Consider the following 11,445-nt stretch of genomic DNA (forward strand, 5'->3'; position numbering starts at 1 on the left):
GCGGGGGCAGGGCCGTCGCCGAACACGATGTGGCGGGTGACGGCCTTCCGCAACTATGCCGATTACGCGCTGACGCCGGAATTCGCCGAGGGGCTGGCCGAACTGCGCGTTCTGGGCTCCGCGCGCACCAGCGCGATCATGTGCGCCGAGGCCGTCTGGTGGCGCTGTCACCGCCGCATCATCACCGATTATCTGCTGGCCGGCGGCGACGAGGTCCGCCACATCCTCGGCCCCGGCCATGTCGATCAGGCGACGATGACGCCGGGGGCCCAGATGACCGCTGACGGCCATGTCCTTTACCCGCCCGAAGGGCTGGAAACTGACGCCGTTTCCCCCGAGGGTGCGGGCAGCGGAAAGGACTGACCATGTTTCAGAGCTTTGATGCCCCTTCGGGACAGGCCGACACCGGCGCGCGGATCGATGCGCTGCGGGCGCTGATGGCGCGGGATGGGCTGGACGCCGTGCTGGTGCCCCGCGCCGACGCCCACCAGGGCGAATATGTCGCCGACAGCGACGCCCGGCTGCGCTGGCTGACCGGGTTTTCCGGCAGCGCGGGCTTTGCCATCGTGACCGCCGACCGCGCCGGAGTCTTCATCGACGGCCGCTACCGCGTGCAGGTCCGGGCCGAGACCGACCCGGCGATCTTCACCCCCGTCCATTGGCCCGAGACCGGCGCCGCCGACTGGCTGCGCGCGGTGCTGCCGCAGGGCGGCACCGTGGGCTTCGATCCGTGGCTGCATAGCGTGGCCGAGACCGAGGCGCTGTCCCGCAAGCTCCACGGCAGCGGCATCACCCTAACGCCGGTCGAAAACCCTGTCGATGCGATCTGGACCGACCGTGCCGCGCCCCCGGTGGGCACGGCCCGCATCCACCCGCAGACGCTGGCCGGCGCGACCCCGGACGAACGCCGGGCGCTGGTCGCGGCCGAGCTGAGGGCGGCGGGGCAGGGGGCGGCGGTGCTGACGCTGCCCGACGGCATCTCGTGGCTGCTGAACCTGCGCGGGTCGGACATCCCCCGCAACCCGGTGGTGCAGAGCTTTGCCATCATCGACGACACCGGCGCCGTGCAGCTGTTCGCCGACGCGGGCAAGTTCGGCCCGGACGTCCGCGCCCATCTCGGCAACGCCGTGACCCTGTCCCCGCCCGAGAGTTTTGCGACGGCGCTCGGCGCGCTGGCCGGTCCGGTGCGGATCGACGCCGACAGCGCCCCGGTGGCGGTCGAGGCGGCGCTGACGGCGGCCGGCGCGACGGTGGTTCGCGGCCGCGACCCCGTGGCGCTGCCCAAGGCCCGCAAGACCCCGGCCGAACTGGAGGGAATGCGTGCTGCCCACCGCCGCGACGCGGTGGCGATGATCCGCGCGCTGGCCTGGATCGACGCCCAGCCGCCGGGCGGCTTCTCCGAAATCGACACGGTGCGCGCGCTGGAAGGCTTCCGCCGCGAGGCCGGGGCCATCGACATCAGCTTCGACACCATCTGCGGGTCCGGCCCCAACGGCGCCATCGTCCATTACCGCGTGACCGAGGCGACCGACCGGACCGTGCAGGCGGGCGAGCTGCTGCTGCTCGATTCCGGCGGCCAGTATCCCGACGGCACCACCGACATCACCCGCACCCTCGCCATCGGCGACCCGCCCGAAGCCGCCCGCGACGCCTATACCCGCGTGCTGCAGGGCATGATCGCGCTGTCCCGCCTGCGCTTTCCCAAGGGCCTCGCCGGCCGCGACATCGAGGCGGTGGCCCGCGCGCCGCTGTGGCAGGCGGGGATGGATTTCGACCACGGCACCGGCCACGGCGTCGGCGCGGCGCTGTGCGTCCACGAAGGCCCGCTGCGCATCTCGCGCCGGTCCGAGTTGCCGCTGGAACCGGGCATGATCTTTTCCAACGAGCCCGGCTATTACCGCGAGGGCGAGTGGGGGATCCGCATCGAGAACCTGATCGCCGTCGAGCCCGCCACCGGCCCCGACGGCCGCGACCTGCTTGGGTTCGAGACGCTGACCCTCGTCCCCATCGACGCCCGGCTGATCGAGCCGGGGATGCTCAGCCGGGCCGAGATCGCCTGGCTCGACGCCTATCACGCCCGCGTCGCGGCCGAGATCGGGCCGCTGGTGCCGGCGGAGGCCCGCAACTGGCTGGCCGCGGCGACCTCACCGCTTGGGGCGGCCGTGTAGCGGGGGCGCTGCCCCCGCCGGCAGGTGGCCGGCTCCCCCGCGCTATCTGGGCACGAAAGACGGGGTTGAAGCCGGGCTGCGGGCGGTGCCAGACTGACGCTCATCCAACCCGAGGGAAGACCCATGCCGATCGCTGACTTTGTCCTGTCCGAACTGCGCGGCGTGCTGGGCGACCGGTTGTCCACCGGCGACTCCGAGCGCGCGATCCACGGCGCCTCCGAGACGTTCCACCAGGCACCGCCCCCCGACGCTGTCGCGTTCCCGCTGACCACGCAAGAGGTCTCGGCCGTCCTGCGGATCTGCAACGCCCACGGCGTGCCGGTCATCGGCTGGGGCACCGGCACCTCGCTGGAAGGCCATGCGCTGGCGGTCCGCGGCGGGCTGGTGCTGGACATGATGCGGATGGACAAGGTGCTCGAGGTGCGCCCCGAGGACATGCTCGCCGTGGTCCAGCCCGGGGTTACCCGCGAGGCGCTGAACACCGAACTGCGCGCGACCGGGCTGATGTTCCCCGTCGATCCGGGCGCCAATGCCAGCCTCGGCGGCATGGCCTCGACCCGCGCCAGCGGCACCACCGCGGTGCGCTATGGCACCATGCGCCAGAACGTGCTGGGGCTGGAGGCGGTGCTCGCGGACGGCACCATCATCCGCACCGGCAGCCGCGCCGCCAAGTCCAGCGCCGGCTATGACCTGACCGCGCTGCTCGTCGGCTCGGAAGGCACGCTGGGGATCATCACCGAACTGACCCTGCGCCTGCACGGCCAGCCCGAGGACATCTCGGCCGCGGTCTGCGCCTTCCCGACGCTCGAGGACGCGGTGAATTGCGTCGCCCAGACGATGCAGATGGGCATCCCGATGGCGCGGATCGAGTTCATGGACGCGATGGCGATGCGGGCGGTGAACCTGCACATGGGGTCCAGCTATCCCGAACAGCCGCATCTGATGGTCGAGTTCAACGGCTCGCCCGAGGCGGTCAAGCGCGATGCAGAGCTGTTCGGGGCGATCGCCGGGGATCACCACGGCCAGGGCTTCGCCTGGGCGACCAGCCTTGCTGAACGCAACCGGCTGTGGGCGGCGCGCCATGCCTCGTATTACGCCGCGCTCAAGTTGCGGCCGGGCGCGACGGGGATCAGCACCGATATCTGCGTGCCGATGTCGGAACTGCCCGCGGCGGTGGCGGCGGCGTCGGCCGACATGCAGGCCACCGGGCTGCTGGGCGACGTGGTGGGCCATGTCGGGGACGGCAATTTCCACGTTCTGATGCTGCTCGAACCCGGCAACCAGCAGGAAATGGCCATCGCCAAGGGCGTCGCCGAACGCATGGCCCACCGCGCCATCGCCGTCGGCGGCACGATCAGTGGCGAACACGGCATCGGCATCGGCAAGCGCGGGCTGATGGAGGCGCAGCACGGCCCCGCCTGGGCGGTGATGGGGGCGATCAAGCGCACGCTGGACCCCAACAACATCATGAACCCGGGCAAGATGGTCCCGGACATGAATTGACCCCCGGGGCCGTTGACGGTTTCGTGATCTCGCCCCGGGCGGCCCCCGGCGGTGGCCTGGGTGACTTTGCCCGGGGTTCTGTGGATAGTCGCCCGCAAAGCAGACCAGAAACGGATCGAGGCGGGACGATGAAACTGTGGATCAGGGCGGTTGCCCTTGTGGCCGTCACGGCGCTTGCGGCCTGCGGCGGCGGACCCGCGCGACGGGTGGTGACGGATACCAGCATCGGGTCTGGGCGGTCGGTGCAGGGCGGCTTCGTCGCCGGCACCGTGCCGCAGCTGGGCGACAGCGCGCCGCATGTCTGGACCTCGGGCCATCCCTACAACCACCAGGTGCACGGCGTCGACGTGTCGCGCTATCAGGGCAGCGTGGACTGGAACACGGCCCGCAACGCGGGGATCAGCTTTGCCTTCATCAAGGCGACCGAGGGCGGCGATCACTCGGACCCGGCCTTCCCGACCTACTGGGCGCAGACCCGGGCCGCCGGCATCCCGCGGGGGGCCTATCACTTCTACTACTTCTGCCGCTCGGGCGCCGAGCAGGCCGCGTGGTTCATCGCCAACGTGCCGCGCGAACGCGGCGCGCTGCCGCCGGTCATCGACCTGGAATGGAACCATCAGTCGCGCAGCTGCCCGCATCGCCCCGGCCCCGCCGAGGTGCACCGCGAAGTCGGCCAGATGGTCGAGATCCTGCACCGCCACTACGGCCAGCGGCCGATCCTGTATGTCACGGTCGATTTCTATCGCGACACCGGGATCGGGCGGCTGAACGCCGAATTCTGGCTGCGCTCGGTCGCCGACCACCCGCGCGGCACCTATCCGGGCCAGCCCTGGACCTTCTGGCAATATACCGGCACCGGCACCGCGCCCGGCTTCCGCGGCAACGTGGACCTGAACGCCTTCGCCGGGTCGCGGGCGCAGTGGAACCGCTGGCTGGCCACGCGATCGCAGCGCTAGGCGTATGTGGCGCGCTGCCCGCTGGGCCGAGTTCGTGGCCCTCTTCGTCGGCGCGCCGCTGGCGATGGCGCTGTTCCTGCCGCGCGGCGGGCTGTTCCCGGCGCTGGCGCTGTTCACCCTGGGCGGGGTCGCGCTGATCTGGTGGACTGGAGAGTTCGACTGGCGCGAGCTTCGCCGCGGCTGGTCGCGCATCGACTGGCTGCGGATGGCGGCCTTCGGGCTGTTCGTGGGCGCCACCGGCTACCTGGTGATGGCCGCGAGCCAGCCGGGCTTCGTCCCCAACACCTCGCCCCAGCGGCTGCGGTTCCTCGCGATGCTGTGGCTGCTCTACCCGATCCTGTCGGCGCTTCCGCAAGAGCTCATCTTCCGCGCACTCTATTTCCACCGCTACGCGGCGCTGATGGGCGACGCGCGGACCGCGCGGTTGGTCAACGCGGCGATCTTTTCGCTGGCCCACCTAATGTACTGGTCGGTCGTGGTCGCGGTGATGACTTTCGTCGGCGGCTGGATCTTTGCGAAGCTCTACCAGGACAAGGGCTTTCCCGCCGCCTGGGTCGCCCACGCCATTGCCGGCAACATGCTGTTCACCGTCGGCATGGGGCATTATTTCTGGTCCGGCAACGTGGTGCGGCCGTTCTGAGCCTTCTCTTTTGCGCAAATATCCCGGGGGTCCGGGGGCTGGCCCCCGGGGGCGGCGCTTGACAGTGCGCGTCAGGCAGCGTTGATGCGGGGCCGGAACAAAGGGGACCTCGTGATGAACGCCTATCGCACCCATACCTGCGGCCAGCTGACCGCCGCCGACGCCGGGGAAACCGTGCGCCTGTCGGGCTGGGTGCATCGGGTGCGCGACCACGGCGGGGTGCTGTTCATCGACCTGCGCGACCATTACGGCATGACCCAGGTGATCGCCGACAGCGACAGCCCGGCCTTCGCCGCGCTGGAAAAGTTGCGCGCCGAGACGGTCGTCCGCATCGACGGCCGGGTCAAGCTTCGCGACGCGGCGCTGGTCAACCCCAAGCTGCCGACCGGCGAAATCGAGGTCTACGCGACTGACATGGCCGTGCTCGGCCCCTCGGACGACCTGCCGCTGCCGGTCTTCGGCGACCAGGACTATCCCGAGGAAACCCGGCTGGCCTATCGCTTCCTCGACCTGCGGCGCGAGTCGCTGCACGCCAACATCATGCTGCGGTCTCGGGTCATCAAGTGGCTGCGCGACGCGATGTGGGACGCCGGGTTCACCGAGTTCCAGACCCCGATCATCACCGCCTCCAGCCCCGAGGGCGCGCGCGACTTCCTCGTGCCATCGCGGCTGCATCCGGGCAAGTTCTACGCCCTGCCGCAGGCGCCCCAGCAGTTCAAGCAGTTGATCATGGTGGCGGGCTTCGACCGCTACTTCCAGATCGCGCCGTGCTTCCGCGACGAGGACCCGCGCGCCGACCGCTCGCCCACCGATTTCTACCAGCTCGACATCGAGATGTCCTTCGTCGAGCAGAAGGACGTGTTCGCGGCCGTCCAGCCGGTGATCCAGGGCCTGTTCGAGACCTTCGGCGGCGGCCGCCGCGTGGACGCCGACTGGCCGCTGATCCCCTATTCCGAGAGCCTGCGGAAATACGGCACCGACAAGCCCGACCTGCGCAACCCGATTGAGATGCAGGACGTGTCCGAGCATTTCCGCGGCTCGGGCTTCGGCATCTTCGCCAAACTGCTCGAGCAGGACGGCACCGAGATCCGCGCCATCCCCGCGCCGACCGGCGGCTCGCGCAAGTTCGCCGATCGGATGAACGCCTTTGCCCAACAGCAGGGGCTGCCGGGGATGGGGTATATCTTCTGGCGGAGAAAGGAACTGCCGCAAGTAGCTCGGCATAACCGAGATCATCCTCTATTTATTGAGGCAGAGCGCCGGGTTCTTAATGAGGAGCTTGCTCGCCAAATCAAGGAGCGTGGCGGGCCGCGCGCGGCTTGGTATTCCGTAGATTTCATGGCCGATCAGCCGGACGGGAGCCATCTCGAAGCAGCGGGCCCCATAGCCAAAGCACTCGGCCCCGAGAAAACCGAGGCGATCCGCACCCAGCTTGGCCTGGGCGAAGGCGACGCCGTCTTCTTCCTCGGCGGCAAGCCCGCGGACTTCGAAGCCGTTGCCGGCCGCGCCCGCACCGAGATCGGCCGCGACCTTGGCCTTATCGACGAAAACCAGTTCAAGTTCGCCTGGATCGTCGATTTCCCGATGTACGAGCGCGGCGACGACGGCAAGATCGACTTCTCGCACAACCCCTTCTCGATGCCGCAGGGCGGGCTCGAGGCGCTGAACGGCGACCCGCTCAAGGTCCATGCCTGGCAATACGACCTCGCCTGCAACGGCTACGAGCTGATCTCGGGCGGCATCCGCAACCACACCCCCGAGATCATGTTCAAGGCCTTCGAGCTGGCAGGCTATGGCCGCGACGAGGTCGAAAAGCGCTTTGGCGGCATGGTCAAGGCGTTCCGCTATGGCGCGCCGCCGCACGGTGGCTGCGCGGCGGGGATCGACCGGATCGTGATGCTGCTGGCGGACGAGCAGAACATCCGCGAGGTCATCATGTTCCCGATGAACCAGCGGGCCGAAGACCTGATGATGGGCGCGCCCAGCGAGCCCACCAACGAACAGCTCCGCGAGTTGCGCCTGCGGGTGCTGCCCAAGGACGCCTGAGCCGGACGGCTGAGTCTAAAGCACGGCGGCGGCCGGCGGACCCCCGCCGTCAGCAAACCGTGACGTGCAGCCCGGCGCCGGCTGTGCCATAAGGCTGCCGGGGCGATGTGCGTCCCGGCAGGCCGACGGATGACGACGTGACACCCGATTTCCCCTCGATCGCCGCGCTGCGGCTGGGCTATGGCTTTGCTCCCCACGCGGCGGCGCCGGGCGATCTGGCGGCGGTGATGGCCTCGGTGACCGAGGCCGCGCGGCCCGATCAGTGGACGACGCAGGCCGCGGCCGACGCCCAGATCCAGCTGGCCGAAAGCCGCAAGGCGCTGAACGCCAAGGAAATCGCGCAGGAGGATTATCGCCGCGTCGCGCAGGGGCTGAACGCCCGCCGGCTCGAGGTGCTGCAGCGCCGCGTGGCGCGCGCGCTGGACGCGCCCTGCGGCTTTGGCGAGCGGCTGGTACAGTTCTGGTCCGACCATTTCACCACCGTCGCCCAGAACCCGCCGCAATACCTGATGGCGGGCGCCTTCGTCGACGAGGCGATCCGGCCGCATCTGAACGGGCGTTTCGGCGACATGCTGTTCGCCAGCTCGACCCATCCGATGATGCTGGTCTATCTCAACCAGAACACCAGCTTCGGCCCCAATTCCCGCTATGTGAAGGCGCGGCCCGAAAAGCGGCTGGGCCTGAACGAGAACCTCGGCCGCGAGATCCTGGAACTGCACACGTTGGGGGTCGGGGCCGAATATACCCAGACCGACGTGAGGGAACTGGCCGAACTGCTGACCGGCCTCTCCTTCAACATCCGCGATCCGCAGCGCTTCCGCGTGCAGGCAGCCGAACCCGGCGCCGATACCGTGCTGGGCACGTCCTATGGCGGCCCCGGCACCGACGGCATGGCCGAGATCGCGCGGGTCATGGGCGACCTGGCGGTCCATCCCGCGACTGCCAGCCACATCGCCCGCAAGCTAGCGCAGCATTTCGCCGCCGACGATCCGCCGCCGGCACTGGTCGAGGATCTCGCCGCCACCTGGCGCGGCACCGGCGGCGATCTGGCGCAGGTCCACGCGGTGCTGGCGGCGCACCCGGCGCTGGCCGCGACCTTTCGGCAAAAGGCGCGGCAGCCCTTCGACTTCCTGATCGCCGCGCTGCGGTCGCTGGGGGTGACGGGCGAGCAGGTGCTGGCGATGGAGCCGTCCCGCGTCAACCAGGTCATGTGGGGCCCGCTGACCCTGATGGGCCAGACCTTCGGCCGCGCCCGCGGCCCGGACGGCTGGCCGGAACTGGCGGCGGACTGGATCACGCCGCAGACCCTGTCGGCGCGCATCGCGTGGGCGCTGCGCCAGCCCGAACGGCTGGTCGATCCGCTGCCTGATCCGCGCGACTTCCTGGTGACCGCCCTGGGCGGGACCGCGTCCGAGGCGCTCGCCACCGCGGTGCCGCGCGCCGAAAGCGTGCGCGAGGGGGTGGCGATCGTGCTGGCCTCGACCGACTTCAACCGCCGCTGAAACCGAAGGGCCCGGACATGATCACGCGCCGCTTTCTGCTGAAATCCGCCACCCTCGCCGCATGTTCCGCGGCGGCGCATCCGTGGCTGAGCACGATGACCTTCGCCTCGGTCCCCGGCGACAACCGGCTGGTGGTGATCGTGCTGCGCGGCGCGATGGACGGGATGGACGCGGTGCAGCCCTATGGCGACAAGGGCCTGCGGGCGCTGCGCACCGGGCTGTCCGTCGGCCCGCAGGGCGGGGCGCATGACCTGGACGGGTTCTTCGCGCTGCACCAGGATCTGGGCGACCTCCTGCCGCTGTGGCAGGCCGGAGAGCTGGCCTTCGCCCACGCCATCGCCACCCCCTATCGCGACAAGCGCAGCCATTTCGACGGGCAGGACCTGCTCGAGGCGGGGACCGGGAACGACCTGCCCATCGACCAGCAGAAGGGCGGCTGGCTGAACCGGCTGCTGCAGGACATGCCGAACGCCCGCGCCGAGACCGCCTATTCGGTCGGCACCGAGGAAATGCTGATCCTGTCGGGCAAGGCCCATGCGCTCAGCTGGGCGCCGGATGCACGGCTGTCGCTGTCGCCGCAGGCGCGGCTGCTGCTGACCGACGTCTATCACGACGACGCCCTGTTCCGCGAGGCGGCGGCCGATGCCGAGGCGATCGGCGGCTCGCTGCCCGAGGACCGGATGATGGGCGCCAAGGGCCCCTCGGCCGACGCGGTGAAGCTGGCGACCTTTGCCGCCAGCCGGCTGAACGGTGACACCCGGATCGCCGCGTTCTCGCTGGCCGGCTGGGACAGCCACGCCCGGCAGCAGCAGGTGATCGGCCGGTCTCTGGGCCAGCTTTCGGCCGCGATCCTGACTCTGCGTGAGGCCCTGGGGGCGAACTGGGCCAGGACGACGGTGCTGGCGATGACCGAATTCGGCCGCACCGCGCGCGAGAACGGCTCGGCCGGGACCGACCACGGCACCGGCGGCGCGATGCTGATGGCGGGGGGCGCGGTGCGGGGCGGCACGGTCTATGGCGACTGGCCGGGCCTCGCCGAGGGGCAGCTTTACCAGGACCGTGACCTGATGCCGACGCGCGACGTGCGCGCCTATGCCGGCTGGGCGATGCGCGGCCTGTTCGGGACCGAGGCGGGGCATATCGAGGGGACGATCTTCCCCGGGCTCGACCTGGGCCCCGATCCGGGCATCCTGCGCTAGAGGCCAACGAAAAAGGCCGGGGCATGTCCCCGGCCTTTGTCCTGGTGCGGCGTCGGCTCAGATCCAGCCGAGCTGGTGCGCGCCCTCGTAGATCATCTTGATCGAGACATACAGGATCACCAGCAGGCCGCCCCAGGCAATCCACGGGTATTTGTTGATGACCCGCGCGATCCAGGTCGAGGCGAGGCCCATTAGCGCGATCGACAGCACCAGCCCGATGATCAGCACTTGGAAATGGCCATGCGCGGCGCCGGCCACGGCCAGCACGTTGTCCAGCGACATCGACACGTCGGCGATGACGATCTGCATCGCGGCCTGGGCAAAGGTCTTGCGCGGCGCGCCCGAGTCGTCGGCGGAATCTCCGGCGACGACGTCGTCCATCGCGTCGTCATGGGCATGGCCGGCGCGCAGCTCGGTGTACATCTTCCAGCACACCCACAGCAGCAGAACGCCGCCGATCAGCAGCAGGCCCTTGATCGCCAGCAGCTGCGTGGTGATCAGCGCAAAGCCGATCCGCATGACCGTTGCCGCGATGATGCCCACCAGGATGGCGCGGTTGCGTTGTTCGCGCGGCAGACCGGCGGCGGCCAGGCCGATGACGATGGCATTGTCGCCGGCAAGCACGAGGTCGATCGCGATGACCTGCAGCAAGGCCGAAAAGCCCGCGGCGGTGAAGATTTCCATTCGTGTCCCTTCCCGTGACGCAGCCGGTGGCGCGTGGTGGCGGTCTTTTGCCCTGTGGGCCGCGTGGCGGACCCTGCGCCGTATTGTCCGGACCAACTATCCCGCATGGGAAACGAGGGCAATGCCCGGTCGCAGTCGTCGCCGCGGTCGCACCACCGGCGTTGGACGCTGTCATGGTTCTTGCATGATCGCGGCGGGTGCGGCAGTTTACACGCATAGCGGGTGAATGATGGACGTCGAACCGCTATTCCGTGTGATCGAGTTGCCGCGTTTTCGCCACAGAACCGTGCCATTTCGATCGGGAATACGTCATGAAGGACCGGGTTGGCGTGCGACTGGCGGTCGCAGCGGTGCTGGTCGGGCTCGGCTGTACCGCCGTCGTTGCCGCGCTGATCAGCGGCTTCGGCCCCCGGCATTTCGGGGTCGGGGCGCCGAACGGCTATGAACTCGGGCAGTTGCTGGGGCTGGCGGACGAGGGGGTGCCGACGCCGATCGGCATCTACCGCGAATCTCTGCGCTGGCTGCCCGCGTGGCTGCGGCCGCCGGTCGAGCGGCTGCTGCATGTCCAGGTGTGGGTGTGGGCGCTGATCCTGCTGCCGATCCATGCCGTGCTGGCGAGTCTCGCCTTTGACTGGGCGGTCGGCGGGGGACCGGCCCTGCAGCGCAGCCACGGCGACGATCTTTAGGGACCGGCCGCGGTGCCTTCACCCCGCGGCGTCAGGCGGGGTCGGCCGATGGGGCCGGGGG

The 11,445-nt window shown here is 69.8% G+C and carries 10 protein-coding genes; 9 read left to right on the forward strand and 1 reads right to left on the reverse strand.

Features of this window, described 5'->3' with window-relative positions; translation table 11 throughout:
• The 8 genes from IC63_RS15075 to IC63_RS15110 form a co-directional block, all read left to right on the forward strand.
• A partial coding sequence (locus IC63_RS15075; protein WP_156965518.1) for a DUF488 domain-containing protein occupies positions 1-363 on the forward strand: 363 nt, incomplete at its 5' end.
• Positions 364-365: 2 nt separating this feature from the next.
• Complete coding sequence (locus IC63_RS15080) at positions 366-2,168, forward strand: aminopeptidase P family protein (RefSeq protein ID WP_036721887.1); 1,803 nt, start codon at positions 366-368, stop codon at positions 2,166-2,168.
• Between the two features lie 123 nt (positions 2,169-2,291).
• A complete protein-coding gene (locus IC63_RS15085) occupies positions 2,292-3,671 on the forward strand; it encodes an FAD-binding oxidoreductase (protein WP_036721890.1) in 1,380 nt (459 codons plus the stop codon).
• 128 nt (positions 3,672-3,799) lie between these two features.
• Positions 3,800-4,627: a glycoside hydrolase family 25 protein gene (locus IC63_RS15090; protein WP_198026345.1), complete on the forward strand. Its 828-nt coding sequence runs from the start codon at positions 3,800-3,802 to the stop codon at positions 4,625-4,627.
• Positions 4,628-4,631: 4 nt separating this feature from the next.
• Positions 4,632-5,267, forward strand: a complete 636-nt coding sequence (locus IC63_RS15095) for a CPBP family intramembrane glutamic endopeptidase (protein WP_036721892.1) — start codon at positions 4,632-4,634, stop codon at positions 5,265-5,267.
• Positions 5,268-5,381: 114 nt separating this feature from the next.
• Positions 5,382-7,313: an aspartate--tRNA ligase gene (aspS, locus tag IC63_RS15100; protein WP_036721894.1), complete on the forward strand. Its 1,932-nt coding sequence runs from the start codon at positions 5,382-5,384 to the stop codon at positions 7,311-7,313.
• A gap of 137 nt (positions 7,314-7,450) precedes the next feature.
• On the forward strand, positions 7,451-8,815 hold the full coding sequence (locus IC63_RS15105; RefSeq protein ID WP_036721896.1) for a DUF1800 domain-containing protein: 1,365 nt from the start codon (positions 7,451-7,453) through the stop codon (positions 8,813-8,815).
• Between the two features lie 17 nt (positions 8,816-8,832).
• Complete coding sequence (locus IC63_RS15110) at positions 8,833-10,014, forward strand: DUF1501 domain-containing protein (protein ID WP_036721900.1); 1,182 nt, start codon at positions 8,833-8,835, stop codon at positions 10,012-10,014.
• A gap of 57 nt (positions 10,015-10,071) precedes the next feature.
• Here IC63_RS15110 and IC63_RS15115 read toward each other — a convergent pair whose 3' ends face one another.
• Positions 10,072-10,698, reverse strand: coding sequence for a TerC family protein (locus IC63_RS15115; protein ID WP_036721903.1), 627 nt, complete (start codon positions 10,696-10,698; stop codon positions 10,072-10,074).
• 311 nt (positions 10,699-11,009) lie between these two features.
• Between IC63_RS15115 and IC63_RS15120 the strand changes: the two genes are divergently transcribed.
• Positions 11,010-11,384 carry a hypothetical protein gene (locus IC63_RS15120; RefSeq protein ID WP_036721906.1) on the forward strand — a complete coding sequence of 125 codons (375 nt, stop codon included), beginning with the start codon at positions 11,010-11,012 and terminating at the stop codon, positions 11,382-11,384.
• The last annotated feature ends 61 nt before the right edge of the window (positions 11,385-11,445 follow it).

The sequence above is a fragment of the Paracoccus sphaerophysae genome (assembly GCF_000763805.1).
GTDB classification, from domain to species: Bacteria; Pseudomonadota; Alphaproteobacteria; order Rhodobacterales; family Rhodobacteraceae; genus Paracoccus; species Paracoccus sphaerophysae.

What these genes read in the sequence shown, in the direction of transcription:
- IC63_RS15080 (WP_036721887.1), top strand. Translation starts at nt 366, where the DNA reads ATGTTTCAGAGCTTTGATGCCCCTTCGGGACAGGCCGACACCGGCGCG.
- IC63_RS15085 (WP_036721890.1), top strand. Translation starts at nt 2,292, where the DNA reads ATGCCGATCGCTGACTTTGTCCTGTCCGAACTGCGCGGCGTGCTGGGC.
- IC63_RS15090 (WP_198026345.1), top strand. Translation starts at nt 3,800, where the DNA reads ATGAAACTGTGGATCAGGGCGGTTGCCCTTGTGGCCGTCACGGCGCTT.
- IC63_RS15095 (WP_036721892.1), top strand. Translation starts at nt 4,632, where the DNA reads ATGTGGCGCGCTGCCCGCTGGGCCGAGTTCGTGGCCCTCTTCGTCGGC.
- aspS (WP_036721894.1), top strand. Translation starts at nt 5,382, where the DNA reads ATGAACGCCTATCGCACCCATACCTGCGGCCAGCTGACCGCCGCCGAC.
- IC63_RS15110 (WP_036721900.1), top strand. Translation starts at nt 8,833, where the DNA reads ATGATCACGCGCCGCTTTCTGCTGAAATCCGCCACCCTCGCCGCATGT.
- IC63_RS15115 (WP_036721903.1), bottom strand. Translation starts at nt 10,698, where the DNA reads ATGGAAATCTTCACCGCCGCGGGCTTTTCGGCCTTGCTGCAGGTCATC.
- IC63_RS15120 (WP_036721906.1), top strand. Translation starts at nt 11,010, where the DNA reads ATGAAGGACCGGGTTGGCGTGCGACTGGCGGTCGCAGCGGTGCTGGTC.